The 16,944-nt window shown below is 63.3% G+C and carries 14 protein-coding genes and 1 pseudogene; 1 reads left to right on the top strand and 14 read right to left on the bottom strand.

Translation table 11 applies throughout. The features are described 5' to 3' along the window. Nucleotides 1-31: 31 nt before the first annotated feature. From ACTIFP_RS16630 to ACTIFP_RS16575, 12 genes and pseudogenes are all read right to left on the bottom strand, one after another. Nucleotides 32-937 carry a MaoC/PaaZ C-terminal domain-containing protein gene (locus ACTIFP_RS16630; RefSeq protein WP_439569806.1) on the bottom strand — a complete coding sequence of 302 codons (906 nt, stop codon included), beginning with the start codon at nucleotides 935-937 and terminating at the stop codon, nucleotides 32-34. Next, a complete protein-coding gene (locus tag ACTIFP_RS16625; protein WP_439569805.1) occupies nucleotides 897-1,808 on the bottom strand; it encodes an SDR family NAD(P)-dependent oxidoreductase in 912 nt (303 codons plus the stop codon). Before ACTIFP_RS16625 ends, ACTIFP_RS16630 begins: the two co-directional genes overlap by 41 nt. A gap of 35 nt (nucleotides 1,809-1,843) precedes the next feature. Continuing rightward, complete coding sequence (locus ACTIFP_RS16620) at nucleotides 1,844-2,623, bottom strand: SDR family NAD(P)-dependent oxidoreductase (protein WP_439569804.1); 780 nt, start codon at nucleotides 2,621-2,623, stop codon at nucleotides 1,844-1,846. Between the two features lie 54 nt (nucleotides 2,624-2,677). Continuing rightward, a complete protein-coding gene (locus ACTIFP_RS16615; protein ID WP_439569803.1) occupies nucleotides 2,678-3,649 on the bottom strand; it encodes a hypothetical protein in 972 nt (323 codons plus the stop codon). A 210-nt stretch (nucleotides 3,650-3,859) separates the two neighbouring features. Further along, on the bottom strand, nucleotides 3,860-5,047 hold the full coding sequence (locus ACTIFP_RS16610; RefSeq protein ID WP_439569817.1) for an FCD domain-containing protein: 1,188 nt from the start codon (nucleotides 5,045-5,047) through the stop codon (nucleotides 3,860-3,862). A gap of 111 nt (nucleotides 5,048-5,158) precedes the next feature. Next, a pseudogene (locus tag ACTIFP_RS16605) lies at nucleotides 5,159-5,350 on the bottom strand (hypothetical protein); the annotation flags it as partial. Nucleotides 5,351-5,469: 119 nt separating this feature from the next. Then, a complete protein-coding gene (locus ACTIFP_RS16600; RefSeq protein ID WP_439569802.1) occupies nucleotides 5,470-6,264 on the bottom strand; it encodes an enoyl-CoA hydratase/isomerase family protein in 795 nt (264 codons plus the stop codon). Beyond that, nucleotides 6,257-7,096 (bottom strand): enoyl-CoA hydratase, encoded by an 840-nt coding sequence (locus ACTIFP_RS16595; protein ID WP_439569801.1) that lies wholly within the window; start codon nucleotides 7,094-7,096, stop codon nucleotides 6,257-6,259. Before ACTIFP_RS16595 ends, ACTIFP_RS16600 begins: the two co-directional genes overlap by 8 nt. Beyond that, nucleotides 7,093-8,202 (bottom strand): acyl-CoA dehydrogenase family protein, encoded by a 1,110-nt coding sequence (locus ACTIFP_RS16590; protein WP_439569800.1) that lies wholly within the window; start codon nucleotides 8,200-8,202, stop codon nucleotides 7,093-7,095. Before ACTIFP_RS16590 ends, ACTIFP_RS16595 begins: the two co-directional genes overlap by 4 nt. A gap of 5 nt (nucleotides 8,203-8,207) precedes the next feature. Next, nucleotides 8,208-9,395 carry an acyl-CoA dehydrogenase family protein gene (locus ACTIFP_RS16585; RefSeq protein WP_439569799.1) on the bottom strand — a complete coding sequence of 396 codons (1,188 nt, stop codon included), beginning with the start codon at nucleotides 9,393-9,395 and terminating at the stop codon, nucleotides 8,208-8,210. Nucleotides 9,396-9,400: 5 nt separating this feature from the next. After that, nucleotides 9,401-11,749, bottom strand: coding sequence for a TonB-dependent receptor (locus ACTIFP_RS16580; RefSeq protein ID WP_439569798.1), 2,349 nt, complete (start codon nucleotides 11,747-11,749; stop codon nucleotides 9,401-9,403). A gap of 191 nt (nucleotides 11,750-11,940) precedes the next feature. Further along, entirely contained in the window at nucleotides 11,941-13,176 is a 1,236-nt protein-coding gene (locus ACTIFP_RS16575; RefSeq protein WP_439569797.1) for a CaiB/BaiF CoA transferase family protein, read from the bottom strand. Nucleotides 13,177-13,280: 104 nt separating this feature from the next. Here ACTIFP_RS16575 and ACTIFP_RS16570 point away from each other — a divergent pair, with 104 nt between their 5' ends. Beyond that, nucleotides 13,281-14,183, top strand: coding sequence for an SDR family oxidoreductase (locus tag ACTIFP_RS16570; protein WP_439569796.1), 903 nt, complete (start codon nucleotides 13,281-13,283; stop codon nucleotides 14,181-14,183). A gap of 34 nt (nucleotides 14,184-14,217) precedes the next feature. Here the strand turns inward: ACTIFP_RS16570 and ACTIFP_RS16565 are convergent, their stop codons facing one another. Together ACTIFP_RS16565 and ACTIFP_RS16560 are read right to left on the bottom strand one after the other, a co-directional pair. Next, on the bottom strand, nucleotides 14,218-14,526 hold the full coding sequence (locus ACTIFP_RS16565; protein ID WP_439569795.1) for a hypothetical protein: 309 nt from the start codon (nucleotides 14,524-14,526) through the stop codon (nucleotides 14,218-14,220). 39 nt (nucleotides 14,527-14,565) lie between these two features. After that, a complete protein-coding gene (locus tag ACTIFP_RS16560; RefSeq protein WP_439569794.1) occupies nucleotides 14,566-16,926 on the bottom strand; it encodes a CoA transferase in 2,361 nt (786 codons plus the stop codon). Nucleotides 16,927-16,944 lie beyond the last annotated feature (18 nt).

Here is a 16,944-nt window from a genome sequence, read left to right as displayed (position 1 = left end):
TCGGGGTTAATCCAGCGGCTCCGAATCTCCTTCATTCTCCTATTTCAACATAGCCATTATCGAGTGCGACGACGTTTCGCCCAACGACATTCACTCTGAAGAAAGCCTGCCGGTCGCCTTCACGCCAGATCGACATTTCGAGTTGTTCGCCCGGATACACCGGAGCGGTAAAGCGACAGTCGAGCCGCTTCATATATTTCGGCTCGTTACCGCATAATTGGCGAAGGAGCACCCGGCCTGCCATCCCGTATGTACATAGCCCATGCAGGATCGGCCGTTCGAGACCGGCCTGGATCGCGACATCGGGATCGGCGTGGAGCGGATTATAGTCGCCGGAGAGCCGGTAGAGCAGCGCCTGCTCGGGGCGCACGGTCAGTTCGATGCGAAGGTCGGGGTCGCCGCTCGGTAAAATATGGGGACGGGGCGACACGGCGGCCGAGCCGCCTTGGCCCCCATCGCCACGGAGGAACGAAACCTGTCGCACGGTGGCGAGCAACCGGTCTTCCTGCGCTTCGAACACCCGCCGGCTGGAATAAAGCAGAGCGCCCTTTTCCAGCCCCTTGTCGATAATCTCATCGATCGTCAGTTCGCCGCGGATAGTCCCTTCGACCGGCAACGGACTGTGGAATGTGACCGATTGTTCGGCATGCAGCACGCGGCGCCAGTCGATGCCATATTCAGGCTCTTTCTGCCAAAATCCCGGATATCCCAGCACCACCGCCATGGTCGGAAGCGCCTCGAGCGCTCCCTCGTAAACGAATTTGAGCTCGGCCGGGTCGCTTTCCTGACCCGCGCCAACACCGAGCGCGTAGAGCAGCGTATCGCGCCGGGTAAACTGCTGCGTCGTCGTGCGCGGAGGAAGGCTGAGCAGATACTGGGGATCGAAAGGCATCGGACTATACCGGATCCCAGGCAAAAATGTCGCCCGACCGCTCAAGCTTATGAAAGCTCGGCCGAAAGGCGGGCAGCAGATCGGAAGCAATGCTCTCCGGCGTCCAGCCTTCCGATCGATGCATCGAACGGATCGGCCTCGGAACCGAGAAGAGAAATATCTCGTTCTTGCGAACGGCAAAAATCTGCCCGGTCACATCTTTTGCGGCGTCGGAGGCCAGAAATATTGCGAGCGGCGCGATCTTCTCGGCAGACATGGATTTTATGCGCTCGACCCGTTCGCGCTCGGCATCATTCTGCGCCGGGATCGTCGCCGTCATGCGGCTCCAGGCGAAGGGTGCAATACAATTTGATGTTACGCCCGAACGCGCCATGTCGAGCGCGATCGAGTTCGACAGCCCGACTACGCCCATTTTTGCAGCCGAGTAATTCGCCTGACCAAAATTGCCGATCAGTCCCGAGGTCGAAGTGAAGTGGACGAATGCGCCGCTGCCTTGTTCCTTGAATTGCAGCGCGGCGGCTTTTGACGTGTAAAAATATCCATTGAGATTGATGCGGATCACATCGTCCCAATCCGGCTGACTCATCTTGTGGAAGATGCGGTCGCGCAGCACTCCAGCGTTGTTCACCAGCGCGTCGAGGCGACCATAGGTCCGCACGGCATCCTCGACGATCGAAGCCGCTCCCTGGGGAGAGGAAATGTCGGCAGAATTAGCAATGGCGCGTCCACCGTTCGTCTCGATCTCCTGAGCGACTTCGAGGGCCGGTCCGCGATCGGCGCCTTCGCCCTCCTGCGTCCCACCGAGGTCGTTGACGACAAGCGTTGCGCCCTCGCGCGCGGCCAGCAAGGCAATCTCCCGCCCGATGCCCCTGCCCGCACCGGTGACCGCCATCACCTTCCCATCCAACATTCCCATAATCGCTCGTCCCCGAAAATTGCGCCCCGGCGCCGCTACAGTTGCAATCCACCCGCGACCGGAAGCGAGGCACCGCTGATGTACCGCGACTGCTCGGATAAGAAGAAGACCACGGCGTCCGCGACGTCCGACGCCTCGCCGGCTTTCTGGAGCGGGATTTGGGCGGTGAATTTGCGCACATAACTGGCGTGCTCGTCGTTATCGAGATAGTGCGCGCCGAGTCCGGCGGCGATCCAGCCCGGACCGACACAATTGGCCCGGATATTGAAGCGGCCTTCTTCGCGGGCAAGGCCACGCATGAGGCACTGGATCGCGGCCTTGGGCGCTGCCGACATGATGTCCTTGGGTGGCGGACGGTCGGCCGCGCCCGTGATGACCGCCACATAATTGCCGCCGCCCCCCGCCTTGACGTGCGGGAGCGTCGCCCAGACCAGGTTGAAGCAGCCCTCGACATCGGTGCGCATGGTTTGCGCCCATTCGGCAGGCTGAATCGCGTTGATATAGGCAAAGTTGAAGGCCGGTCCCGCCGCATAGACCACCGAATGAAGCCGGCCGAGCTGTGCGACGGCCTCTTTCGTGAAGGCGTCGATCGCCTCAGGGTCGCGAAGGTCGACCTGGCCGACAAGCGCTTTGCAGCCGGCCGCCCGTACGCGTTCGGCCACGGCCTCGGCCGCGTCGCGGTTGGTCGAATAGGTGAGCGCGACGTCCGAGCCGCGGCGCGCCAGCTCTTCCACGACAGCGGCACCGAGCCCGCCACTGCCTCCAGCGACGAGCGCGAAACCGTTCGCGAATTCAGGGGAAGGTGTTTGTGTCATGATGGCAGCCTCGTTGATGATGGGATGGGCAAGGTCGTCGGTGAAGATCCGCGCCTACGGTCCGATGGGAAGCGGATGCCAGGCCGAACTGGGCAGATCCCAGTCCGCCGCCGCCGCGAGGCCTTCGAATGCATCTCCCACCAATGCTCGAAAGTCGCCGTGGTTCGTCATCGCTTCCGCATAGGCGGTATTTGTATATTCCCGGTGCGCGACGCGGTTGCCCCGATCGTCGAAGGTAAGGACTGTCGCGCCGTGATTGCGAAAGGTGCGGCCCGTGTAGAAGGTCGCCTGGCTGACCCATTCCATGAAAGCCGTCGAGCTATCGTCCGCCGCATCCCATGTCGAAAAATGCGTGAAGGCGAGCGAGATTTCGTCATCCTGTCCCGGCGGCGTGAACATGCGGATGAGCGCGGTGGTATAGGGGCTGGCTGGATCCATCGACAGCGATTCCGCCGGTGACCGGCCCGCGAGGACCCAGCATGTCCCCTGGAAGTCAGTATAGCCGTCGGGCGAAACGGGAAAGGGCGCCTCCTCGCCCATGACATGCCGGCCGAAATGCAGCATCGCACGCTGGCCGTGGGTCAAGGGCTTGGCATAGACCGGCGTCGGATCGCTTCCGAGGGTTGCCGATGGCGACGGCGCCCACGGCCGCCAGTCGATCGGCGGCAACGCGGCGCTGTGGTAGCCGGGGAGGTGAAGCAGCGTCTCGACGGGTAGCTGCTCAGCCCACCCAGCCAGACATTGTTCGACATGGGCGGTGTTCAGGAAGTTTCGGACGCGCCGCAAAGCCCCATCGTCGAATTCGAAGATCGCGAGGCCGCCATTTGCAAATGGGATGCCATTCCACGTTTCTCCCGCACAGCGATATTCGCAGAAGATCGTGTCGGCAGCGGCGGCCGACCAGATACGCGCTTCGGTGAACGACAAGCCGTCCGGAAAGATCGCGCGTTCGGCTTGGCGGATCGCCGCATGCTGCTCTGGCGTCGCGACAACCCCGGCGCGATGCCAGTTTGTGCCCTGATGCATCACGCTGAGATTAGGATGTAGGGCAACGCCCGAGGCCTCGATCGACCGCAGCGAATTATAATGAGACGGGTCGAGAAACGCCCGTAACTGGCTCCCATAGTCCATGTCGGCTGCAACTCTTGCTGCTTCGGAGGGCGGCATTCCGCTCCGAAAGCAGTTTAAACAGTATCCTATTCATCGAGTCAAGTCGGCGTTTGGAACCCACCCTTCCTAGCGCAGCGTCGACCAGGGATGAGCAAGCCGGACGTGGTCGACCATGAATCGGCGCGCCAGCGCCGGGTCGCCCGCAATGATCGCCTCGACGAGATTGCGATGGCTATCGTTGAGTTTTTCGATCACTTCAGCGGGGAGTTCGGGTGGCAGCGACGGCCAGATCGCGGCCATGATAACCCTCAGAAAGAGCGCGAGCGCCCGGTTGCCGCTGATATCGGCGACAAAGATCTGGATCATCGCGGCCGCCTCGATCAGTTCACCGCTTTCGCATTCATGCTGATGCCTCAGCATCTTGCGCAACATGTCCTGATCGGATGCCGTCCGGCGTTCCGCCGCCAGACTGGCGACCGCAATCGCAATCGTTCCGCGAAGCTCGTCGAGATGGACACGGGCCAATCCGAGATGCCGCAAATAGCCGCCCGCTACGCGCAATGTGTAAGCCGGGCTCGCTTGCCCCACCAACAGTCCGCCGCGATTTCCGCGGCGCGTGAACAGCAGGCCATGCAATTCCAAAATGCGGATCGCTTCACGAAATATGGCGCGGCTCACCCCGAATTGAGCGACGAGATCCGGTTCGGTGCCCAAATGATCGCCGAACTCGAAATCGCCGTGCACGAGCCGATGCGCCAGCCTTGTGGCGACGGTCTGGGCAAGCTTGGGACTATAACCCTCGCCTACCGGGCTTTTCTGCTGCTCGGGCAGCAGGCCTTCGCGTGCCTCACTTTCGTGCAAGCTCGCGAACCCCGCCGTGACACTTTTCTTGCGCAGGGCAATATCGGTCCGCATCGCATTCTCGGCACCGGCGGCATCGCGGGCGATGACCCGTTCGACCACCGCCTGTTTGGTCGCGCGCGCGACCTGAAAATCCTGCTCGAAATTATACTCGGCGAGGCTCAGCTCGCCCGCGATACTTTCGACTATCGAGCGATAAATGGCCGCGTTGAATGCCGCCAGCGCCGGATTGTCCGACATGGTCCCGATCAATTCGCGAATCCGCATGTGGATCGCCACCGAACCCGTCTCGGGATCGCTCGCGTTGAGCTCGTCCATCAATTGCCGAAGATGCTCGGCTTGGGCGAAATCGCCATGCTCGGCGGCGAGGATCGCGGCCCGCGTCTCGAGCGCTTCGAGCGCTTCGAACAATTCGTCGACGCTGACGTCGATGATCTCGAAATAGGTGGCCATCGCCTGAATCGAAAATTGTTCGGCCGTTCGGGCGACGAACAATCCGCCATTGCCGCCGCGCCGTGTCCGCGCCACGCCATGCGCCTCGAGCTGCCGAATGGCTTCGCGTAGCGTCGATCGGCTGGCGCCGAATTGGCGCATCAGATCGACCTCGGCACCGATCGGATGCCCCACGCCAAGGTTGCGATCGAGAATGTCCTCGCGAATGGCGTCGGCCACACCGCTCGCCCGCTTGTTGCCGGACGTCGAAAAGCGGGGAACGATGGACTCGAGCAGCTGACGTTCGTTCGGCACTAAAGCCATTTTTTGCCCGGTACTCCCGCTTCAACCGCGACCCCTTCTCGCGCCACAGGTGGAATAGGGGCGATCCCGGTTCAACGCAACCGGCGCCCGATCGAACGCAGCGGCGACGGTGCGGCCCCTCAATGCGACGCGAACGCAGGCCGCCGCTTTTCACGAAACGCCGTCACGCCTTCAGCGAAGTCCTCGCTGCCGAAGGCAACCGACTGCATGGCCGCTTCAAACTCGAGAAAAGCCTCAAGAGACATCTCTTCCCCGCGATTGAGAAGGCGCTTCGCCAGCCCCACGGCGTAAGGCGCACTGCCAAGTTCGGTCGCAATGGCAAGCGCTTCGTCGAACAGTTTGTCCGGTTGCGACAGATGCACAACGATACCGAGATCGGCAGCCTCGGCGGCATCGACGCGTTTGTTTCGCAGGAGAATATCGCGTGCGCGATATCGCCCGATGGCGCGGGGCAACAGATAAGCCAGGCCGAGATCCGGGACCGCGCCGATTCCGAGGAAACTCGAACGAAACACGGCGGCATGGGAGGCGCAGATGACATCGCCCGCGAGCGCGAGCGCAAAGCCGGCACCGGCGGCGGGACCATCGATAGCGGTGATGACCGGCTTGTCGCACGCGAGAAGCGGGAGCAGCCAGCTTTGGCTACCGAGCACGCGCGCGCGGGTGCTCACCGCGGCGCGATCATCGAGGCTCGCGACATCCGCGCCGGCGCAAAAGGCGCCGCCGCGCCCGGTTATCATCAAGGCGTGTACGGCCGGGTCCGCAATCGCACCATGGATCGCGGCGCCAAGAAGGGACTTGATTTCGCTCGTCAGCGCATTGCGGCGAGCAGGATCGTTCAACTCGATAATGGCGACAGCGCCTTCACGCCTGCTGATCAGGACGGCCTCACCACCCGCATTCGCTTCAGTCATCCAAGGGCCCTCGTTTGAGTATGGCGCCGATCTTGTCGAAGGCGCCGGGGTCTGCGGACACGCCGTGGAGTGCCCATTGCTGCGCGTGCGCCAGATGCTGGATCGCCATGGCGTGGCGCAGCGCGGAGTAGAAACCTTGCTCGTCCTGCGCGGCGTTGACGGCCATCTTCGCAAGGCGCGTCCCCATCGGCGGCATCGCCGCGATCGACCGCGCCAGCTCGAGACAATGCGCCTCCAGTTCGGCGCGCGGCACGACGCGATTGACCATCCCGGCGCGCTCTGCCGCCGCAGCGGTCAGTCCCTGTCCGGTAAACAGCATTTCCTTGGCCTTGCGGGGACCCAATTCCCAGGGATGGGCGAAATATTCGACGCCGTTGAAGCCCGCTCCGACGACCGGATCGGTGAACGTCGCATCCTCGCTCGCCACCACCAGATCGCAAATCCACACCAGCATCAAGCCAGCGGCGATCACCTTGCCCTGCACTTCGGCGACGAGCGGCTTGGGGATGTTGCGCCAGCGCCAGCAGAGTCCGAAATAGGCTTCTTCCTCGAAGGCCATATAGCCTTCCTGCGCCGGCTGATCGAACCCGCCCCAGACGCCCCGGAGATCGACATCGGCGAGATGCGGGTCGAAGTCCGCCAGATCATGGCCGGCGCTAAAGTGGCGTCCCTCCGCGGCCAATAGGATGACGCGCACGGCCGGGTCGCGCGATGCGTCGGTCAGCGCCTTGTCGAGGTCATAGAGCAGGCGATTATTCTGCGCGTTGGCCCGATCGGGTCGCGCAAGGACGATACGCCGAATGCCCTCTTCCGGATTCTCGATTTTGATCAAGATGATAGTCCTTCACGCGCCATTTCCGACTCCGGTGCAGGTGTGGTGCCATTGCCGAGCGCCTCATGTCCGAGCCGGGCCAGCCGCGCGTCGGGCGGTTCACCGAGTTGCTCGTTGAGCAGCGCCCGTTTCAGGAACCGATGCGCCTCATGCTCCCAGGTGAAGCCGATACCGCCGTGAAGCTGGATCGCGTCGGTGGCGACCTTGCGATAGGTTTCGCAGCAGAAGAGCTTGGCAGCGCTCGCCGCTTCCAATGCATCCGATGCGCCCTCGGCGCGTGCGACGCACGCATGACCGTAGAGCGCGTCGGCCGCCTCGATCATCGTATAATGGTCGGCTAACCGGTGTTTGATGGCCTGGAAACTCCCGATCGCACGGCCGAACTGATGGCGCAGTTGGACATATTCGAGCGTAAGTTCGAAAATCTGCCGCGCGCCGCCGACCGAATCGCCCGCGATACCCAGATCGAAGTGGCTGACGATCAGATCGTCCAGCGTCTCGCGGCGCTCCGCCAGCAGCAGATGCTGATCGGCCGCAATGCGGGTGCGATCGAAGCGGAACGCTCCCATGCTGCGCGACTGGTCCCACAAGGGTTGCTCCGCCGCACGGACGGCGAGAGGAAGCGCGACAGAAAACCAGGCATCGGCCCCCTCGAAGTCGGCTACCAGTAGTGCGTGGGTGGCGCCGGTCGTGAAGGTCATGTTCGACGCCGTTCCGTCGAGAAGGAGATCACTCCCCTCGCAGGCGGCGGACAGGCTCCGCACGCGCGGATCGGCGGGACTTGCAAAGCGGACGTTGCCCTTCGCAATCTCACGAAGCAGATCGTCGCCGCGACCCGTGTTCGTAGCCAGCAATATGTCGATTGCGATCATGGTCGGTAAAATTGCGGCGGAGCTGCGCGCACGGCCCATCTCGAGATAGACTGCCGCAAGCTGTACAGCGGACTGTTCGAGGCCGCCAAGCCGGCCGGGCACCGTCAGGCCTGGCACTCCAATCGCCGCCAGTTTCTCCCAGCCCATGTTGCCGCCGCTCGGCAATGCATCGTCCGCCGCCAGAGCGCTTCGGACCGCAGCCGTGAGTTCTTCTTCGTCAAGCAGTTCGGCCATGTCGCTCACGCGCGGGTTGACGCTGCGAGTTCGCGCGGCAGTCGGAGGACGCGTTCGGCGATGATATTTCGCTGGATTTCGTTCGTTCCACCGGCGATCGTCCACATGTAGCTGTTTAGAAAATCGAACATCCAGTTACCCGTCTCCTGTCCCGCGCCTCTGGCGAAGGGGTCGCTGACCTGGCCTTCCAGTCCGCGCGCGCGTAAGCCAAGTTCGGTGAAATCTCGCAGGACCGCAGCGTAGAATTGCTTGGCTACCGACGCATCGCCGTCCCGCTCGTTACCCGCCATGCGTCGCTCCATCAGGCGGGCGACGAGGGCGCGCAGCGCGCGGAGACGAATCATCGTTTCCGCGAAACGTTGAAAGAGCGCGGAGTCCTTGCTCTCCGCAACCGCGGTCCCGAGGAGCCGGCCAGCCGAGCCGCTCATCCGCTCGACGAACTCGACGAGAGTCAAACCGCGCTCGGCGGACAATGTCGTTTGTGCGACTGCCCAGCCCTGCCCTTCATCGCCGACGCGATTCACGATCGGGATAGAGACATTGTCGAGGAATATCTCGGCAAATTCCTCATCGCCGCTGATCTGCCGGATCGGCCGCACTTCGACACCGGGCGATGTCATATCGAGGAGCAGATAGGTAATCCCCGCTTGTTTCGGTCCGTCGCGCGAGGTCCGGACAAGCAGCATGCACCAGTCCGCATGCGCGCCCATCGTCGACCATATTTTCTGACCGTTGACGATATACGCATCGCCGTCGCGTACGGCGGTAGCAGACAGGGCGGCGAGGTCCGACCCGGCGCCAGGTTCGGAGAAGCCCTGGCACCAGACGGCCCCGTTCAGGATCTCGGGAAGATGCTTCGCCTTCTGGTATTCGGTTCCCCACTCCTGCAGCGTCATCGCCGCGTGATACAGCGAGAGGAAATGCAGTCCGAGGCGCGGCGCATCGGCGCGGGCGAGTTCCTCGAAGATCGCAACCTGCTCGCCCAGCGACCGTCCCCCGCCTGGCCAGTCCGCGCTCCAGTGACCCGTTACGAACCCCGACGGCACGATCTTCGCGAACCAGGCGCGCTGGAACGCGACGAACGCTTCGCCCGATGCGCCCACCATCCTGGCCCGCCAATCACCATCGAGATTAGCCTCGAGCCAAGCCCGGACCTCGCGGCGCAGGGGCTCCGATGATGCCTGATCGCTCACCCGAGCTACCGAAACCGATAGCTGAGGCGCAGCGAGAGCTCGCGTCCGCGCCCGACATAGCCGAGTGTATCGGCCCGGACGCCCGCTGCCGTGCCCGTTCCGGACCCCGTGAAGGGAGCGTCTGTGGTCCGCTGGAAATAATATTCGTTGGTCAGATTGCGACCGATGAGCGCGAGTTCAAGCCCCGAGTTCGTGCGATAACCGATCGAGGCATCGACCAGCCAATAGCTGTCCTGGATTGTCCCAGGCCCCAATGTCGTGTCGGTGAAATAGCCATCGGTGTAATTGGCGTCCGCCGACAGGAAGATCTTGTCGTCCACCCCGACCGGAAGCTCGTAAGTCGTGCCGACCCCGGCGGTCCATTCGGGCGCCCGCGCCAGCACGCGGCCGGAGAGGTCCTGCAACGCCGATGTCCCGACAAGGACACATCCCTGTGCCGGCGTCTGACCGGCAAAGCAGGGCGCATTGGCGTAACTGTCATAACGGGCCCGGTTATAGGAGGCGGCGCCGCGGAGCGAGAAGGCATCGGTGAGCTGCCATTGGGCGTCGAGCTCCAGGCCCTCGGACTTAGAAGAGGCAGCGTTGGTGATGTTCGTCTGCGCAAGCGCCGAATCGACCGACGAAACCTGCTGACCCTTGATGTCATAGCGGTATGCCGCGAAGTTGATCCGCAGGCGCCGGTCGAACAGAAGCGCCTTCACGCCGGCTTCAAAGCCTTCGACTGTTTGCTGATCATAGGAGCGGTCAAGCGCAAGATTGCCCGATCCGCCGTTGAAGCCGCCGGAGAGAAAACCCTGTTTATATGCGGCATAGACTGACAGATCGTCGGTCGGCTTCCAAGTGATCGTCGCTTCAGGAGAGAAGTCGCTCCACTCGCCGTCGGGTACGACCGTCCCGCCGGGAAGCGCCGGATTCACCGGTTGTCCGGTCAGCGCGAAGACCGGGCGGAACTGCTTCTCTTCGTGCGAATAGCGGCCACCGGCGGAGAGTTCGAGCGTCGGCACAGGTTCGAACGTGACCTGACCGAAGGCTGACCAAGCCTTGCCGTCCTGCTGCGCGATCGTCGGATCACCAAGTCCCGAATAGGTCGGGGCAAGGCCGTTGCGCGCGAGGACCGACAGATAGCTGATCTTCGTGTCCTGATAAAAGCCGCCGACCATGAAGTTCAGCGGCCCGTCGAAGTCGCTGGCGAGCCGCAACTCCTGGCTATATTCATCGAGTTCGACATCGCCCGCCGCAACGAGCAACCTAGCAAGCGCCGCCGGGCTGTCCGCCGAGTTGGCATTGAAATTATCAAAGAAATTGAGATCGGTACCGAAGTAGCTGCTCTGCGACGTGAGCGTCAGACTGTCGCTTGGCCGGAAGTTCATCTCCAGACCCGCGAGATATTGCTTCTGGTCGAGATACGGCACGCCATCGCGATAAATCGGATTGAGCACCCCGAAATTGGTGCCGATGTCGGCGCGGACGATCGTGTCGTTTGCGGTGCAATCGTCATTGGTGCCGATGCCGAGCTGCGCTGCTCCGAACGGGCATGCGACGCGCTGGGTGTTGGCAGCGATACCGGCGTTGCGGACCCGCCCGTAGGTGAGTTTCAGCCGTGCATCGAAGCTGTCCGAGGGCTCGAACTTGAGCGTCAGCCGCGCGCCGATCTCATTCTCGCTGGGCAGCTTGCGTTCGCGCGCGCCATATCCGGGAACCGCGGGAGCGACATTGTCGACCCAGCCTTCCATGTCCGAATAAAGCACCGCAAGACGCACACCCAAAGTTTCGCCGATCGGCGCCGACAAAAAGGCCTCGCTGCGAACCTGTTCGGCTTCAAACTCGTATCCGACATTAAAACCGGCCTCGAGCCGGTCGCCGGGATCAGCCGAGCGGATCACCACGACGCCGCCGGGGCTGTTCTTGCCGAAGAACAACGCCTGCGGGCCGCGCAGCACCTCGACCTGCGCCATGTCGAACGAACCAAGCCGCTTCGGCGACGAGCGGGCGATCTGGACGCCATCGATGCTGAAGGCGACGGCCTGGTCGCCTAGCGTGTTCGTTTCGCCGGCCCCGATTCCGCGCAGCGCGATGATGCTGCCCATCGGGCCGCCCGACGAGGGGCCGATGAAGAGATTGGGAACGACGCGCGCAATCGATTCAAGATCGACGATCTGCCGGCGGCTGAGTTCTTCGCTGCCGATCGCTGAAATCGCGACGGGAACATCGAGCGAGGTTTCCGCCCGCTTGCGCGCTGTGACGATGATATCGCCGTCGCGGGCCGACGCGCTTTCATCGGCCACGGCGGGAACGGGCTCCTGCGCAGCGGCCGCACCGACCATGCCCCCGAACGCCGCAACAAATGCAATCATACTGACCGACCCACGAATGGCCGGATTCGCCTCGTATTTCAGCATCACTTTTCTCCCAATGCGAATCCGCCCCAATTATGTCGGAGTCTGGATCGTGGCCGGGCCACAACGCTCGAACAGTCTACCAAATTTCCTCAATAGTGCACCATTAAAAATTTCAACGCATGATTTCGATGGTCCCGCCCTACGCGTCAGCCAATGATTCCACGTGTTTGGAGACCCTCCAGATCAGCAGAATCCACTCCGATTTCTTCGAGAAGCGAGGCCGAATGCTCGCCCAAGGCCGGCGCCGGCCGCGGTTCGCCGTAGCGCGCGCCATCTATGATGGCGGGATAGCCGATGTAGGTGAAGGGGCCCGCGGCGGGGTGGCTGGCGTCAATCATGATCCCGCGCTGTGCCAGGTGCGGGTCTTCCGACAGATCCGAAAAAACGTGCGATGGTCCCATGGGAATGTTGCGGTCGGCGGCGAGCTTCACCCATTCGGCCTGTGTCCGGCTCTTGAAAATACCGGCAAGCTTTTCGCGCAATCCATCGGCCCCGGCAAAGTCGACCGGCCCGGCGCCCGGTCCGTCGAACAGATCGGGGCGGTCGATCGCGTCACAGAAATTGCGCCAGAACTTCGGCTCGATCGCGCAGAACAGCAGGTGCTTGCCGTCGGCCGTCTCGTAGAGCTGATATTTGGCGGAGCCGGCGCCTTCGGGCGTCGCGCCCTCCCACAAGCCGGTGCGGTCGCGGATACGCGCGGCATTCAGCTCATAGACCGCACCGATCCATGATGCAGCGAGCACGCCATCGGACGCCGCGACGTCGATAAATGCGCCCTCCCCGGTGCGATCGCGCCGCGTCAGCGCGGCCAGCGCCGCCATGACGGCGAAGGGGGCGCCCTGCGCCGGCCCGGAGCCCGCATCCTCGGTTCCGCCCATGATCTGGCGGCCCCGGACGACATGCAATTGTCCCGAGCCATCCCGCTCGGCCGGCATCCCGCCAACGAGAGCATTCATCTGCTTTCCGTGGGTTGGTATCGCGGCATAAGGCCCTTCCGAGCCATAGCCCGAATATTGGACATAGATGATATCCGGCTTGACCGCCTTTTGCGCCGCATATCCGATACCGAGACGATCGGAGGCGTCGCCGGCGAAACCATCGACAAAAATATCGACGGTCTGCAGGAGGCGAAAGAAGAGCGCCCGCCCCTCGTCCGAGCGGAGATCGAGGGCCAGGCTACGCTTGTTCTTGTTCAGTTGCAGATGCGCCGGGCTCCAATGCGGAGCGAGCTGGCCGAGCATGTCGCGCAGGTAATCGCCCCGCCCGACCGACTCCAGCTTGATCACGTCGGCGCCCAGATCGCCGAGGAGCATCCCGACATTGCCGCCGTTCAGCAGCACGGCCGATTCCAGTACGCGAACGCCCTTCAGCAATCCGAACATCCGAACCTCTCCAAACCCGGTGCCTCGTCTCGCCACCTTGAATAGTATTCTATTCAAATGTAAAGCCCCGATATTGGAACGATGATCAAAGTGGGAGAAAAGACGTGGACGCCAGCCAGCTGATGTTTCGCAGCGACGTGATGAAGGGCGAACGGATTCTCGTCACCGGCGGGGGATCCGGTCTCGGTCGGGGCATGGCGGAAGCGTTTTTGCGCTGCGGCGCCGAAGTCATCATCTGCGGCCGGCGCGGTGCCGTCGTCGAGGCAGCGGCGCACGCCATGCGCGAGGCCTGCGGCGGGACCATTGTATCTTACGCCTGCGATATCCGCTCCCCCGACGCGATCGGCGCGATGCTCGATCAAATCTGGGCGGAAGGGCCACTGACCGGCCTCGTCAACAATGCGGCGGGGAATTTCCTGTCGCGGACCGAGGATCTGTCGATGGGAGGATTCGACGCCATCGCGAACATCGTATTCCGCGGCACTTTCGCCATGACGCTCGATATCGGCAAGCGCTGGATCGAGGAAGGCCGCGGCGGCAACATCCTTTCGATCCTGACCACCTGGGTCTGGAACGGCGGACCGTTCACCGTGCCCTCGGCGATGTCGAAGGCGGGGCTCAACGTCATGACCCAGTCGCTGGCGGTCGAATGGGCGCGCTATGGCATTCGCGCCAATGCGATCTGCCCCGGGACCTTCCCGACCGAAGGGATGACCGAGCGTCTTTATCCGGCCGGAACCGATGCGCCAGCCGACGTCACGCCGAAGTTCAACCCGATGGCGCGTGTCGGCGAAATGCACGAACTGTGCAATCTGGCGATTTTGCTGATGGCGCCGGGTGCATCGTTCATCAACGGCGAGACGATCGCGATCGACGGCGGCTCCTATCTGTCGGGCGGGCGCGAACAACGGCTGGCCAGCTGGACCGACGAGCAATGGGTCTCGGCCCGCGAGGCGATCCGGGCAGCCAATGATGCCGACAAGCGCAAACGAACCGCCGTGCCGTGATGATATGCAAATTCGGAAACGATCCCGGCCGGGATCAGTCGGAAGACGGAAGTTTCTTGGCCTCCTTAAGCGCCATCGGCCGGCCATCGAAAGAAAGCCCCCCCGCCCCGCCCCGGCTGCACAGCAGTTCCAGACCGCTCTCAAGATCGGCATAGCGCTTCGCGGTTAGCGTGCCCTGCTGCCAATCGTCCCCCGGACTGCCGCCTGGTTCACGAGGCGTACCGTGCGGCACCACCGCTTCCCCGCCGCAACGCAGTTCGCCGGCGGCCGAGGGCGGGCGCACGATGACAAACTCGCCATCGCAAACGCCGCTCGACCAACGCGATCCCGGCTTTATGTCCATCGTCGAATCCCCTCTATTGTCATTTGATGGACGGTGTCCTCATCGGACAACGCCCTCGCGCCGCAGCGTTTCAATGTCCTGTTTCGCATAGCCGAGCGACAACAGGATCGCGTCGCTATGCTCTCCCAAGGCCGGCGCGAGCCGATGGGGGGCACGCTCCGCGTCGCTGATGCACAGCAAATGGGCAATCTCGCGGACCTTACCCTTTTTAGGGTCTTCGACCTCGGCGACGCGCCCGGCCACGCGCTCGGCCGGATCGTTGAGAAAAGCGGTCACGAAATCTGCGCCGACCGGCTGGGCCATGAAGTCTGACGACGATGCAAGACACTCGGCGGTTGTCCGCCGCTCGAATGCAGCCCGGAGCCGGTCGGCAAGGGCATCGCGGTTTGCCAGCCGTGCTTCGAAGGTCGCGAACATCGGATCGGTCAGGATCGCCATATCGAGGAGCCTCTCAAGAGCGATGACGTGACGATCCTCGGAAGCAGCCACGCAAATCCAGCCATCGGCGGTCTCGTACAAACTCTCCAGCGCATCGGTTCCCATCTGGAGAACGTCGAGCCGCCCTGCGCCGACCGGTTCGCCGTCGGGTCCGCGAACGACGTGCGCCATCAGCCCCATCGCCGCGTTGAGCTGGGGATTCTCGGACGACAGCACGCGTCCTGTTCGTTTGCGCTCGATCAGCCCGATCAGCAACGCGACCGCGCCGAGGAGGCCGTTCCCCGGATCCTCGTTGCCGAGCGACGGCATCGGCTCGTTATATTGGCCCGCGACTTCCAGCGAGGCGCCCACATAGCCGGAGAGCATTGGCGCGAAGCTTTGACGCAGGCGATGCGGGCCGCTGGATCCCCAGCCCGGTGCGTACAGATAAAGGGCTTGCGGATTGACCGCACGAACTTGATCGATACCCAGGCCCAAGCGTTCGGCGGCGCCCGGACGCATATTGTGATGAATGGCGTCGGCCCAGCGGATAAGGCCGCCGATGGCAGGCGCCATTCGCGGATCCTTGAGGTTGGCGGAAAGCGAGCGCTTACCCGCTTGCGCCGAAAAGAAGGGCCGTTCGATCCCGCGCAATTGATCGCCGGCCGTTGTCTCCACCTTGATGACGTCGGCACCGAGATCGGCAAGCAGGCGCGACGAATAGGGCCCGGCATAAAATGCCCCGAGATCGAGAATGCGCACGCCATCGAGCAACGGGCGACGATCAATCTCAAAGCTGGCTTCCCGACGCCAAGGCGAGATGATTTCGGGCTCGTCGAGTGCCGCAAGCAGCGCTTGCGTGTGTTCGCCCGAACGGGGCGCCGGCGCCGGCGCCCCCGGGGCCGCCTCGCCGCCGAAGCGGATCGCGGGCGCAACCTGCTCGACGCTTCCGAGCACGGGATCGTCGACCTGCACTGTCATGCGGTTGTTCCGGACTTGCGGCTCGTCGAAGACCCGCGTCGGCTGCAGATGCTCGATCGCACAGACATCGGCTTCCATAAGCCGCTGGACCCAATAGGAGCGGGGGTACGAAGCGAATATATTGTGAATATTGTCCTCGATATAGCTGGCCTCGTCGGGCGTCAGCGGCGTGCCGACGTCGCCGCCGCCGGCGGTCGCGGCGATGCGATCGTCGAGGCCCAGAACCGCCATCAACCTACCGAAGGCCCCGACCGCCGCGGTGTGGATCCCGATATATTCGCCGTCGCCACACAGAAACGAGCGCGTGATCATGCGCGTCCTGCTCGCCCCCCGCGTCGCGGCGGTGTCGATCGTCGCGGCTGCCGGGTCCACTACATCCTTTTCGCCCCAGAACATCGAGTGAAAAGACAGGGCGCCGTCGAGCAGCGAGGTCTGGACATGGCGGCCGACGCCATCGTCGAGCCGCCGAAACAGCGCCGCGAGCGCCCCGATGACGGCAAGTTGAGCCGCGCCGAGGCTGGCGAACGGGATTGCCTGGAAAATGGGCCCGTCGCGATGACCTGGCTGAAGCGCCATGGTCGCGCAAAGCGCGTGGATCAGCGCTTCGCTAGGCGCGAGATCCCGATACCGCGGATCTTCGCCCGCCGCAGTGATCGAACAGCGGATCAGGTGAGGATGGTCCTGATGCAATTGGGCGAACCCCAGGCCCAAAGCCTCCGCTTCACCGGGACCGAAGCTGTCGATCATGATGTCGGCACGCGCAGCGAGGCGCAGCAGCCGCGCGCGATCGGCGGCCGACCCGCCGATATCGAGAGTCACGCTTCGCTTGTTGCGGTTGAAGACCGACGCGGCGGCCGGGTGCCGCGCGCGCGCCGGATCGCCGCCGGGCGGTTCGGCCCATATGACGTCGGCGCCATAATCGGCGAGCAGTCCGCTCGCCTGGGGCCCGGCCAGCCCGAGCGAGCAATCGAGCACCCGGAGCCCGGCAAGGGGTCCATTCATTCTGCTATCCTCATCGGC

It is taken from the genome of Sphingopyxis sp., from assembly GCF_051861155.1.
GTDB lineage: Bacteria > Pseudomonadota > Alphaproteobacteria > Sphingomonadales > Sphingomonadaceae > Sphingopyxis.
This window is presented reverse-complemented; position numbering and strand designations above follow the sequence as displayed.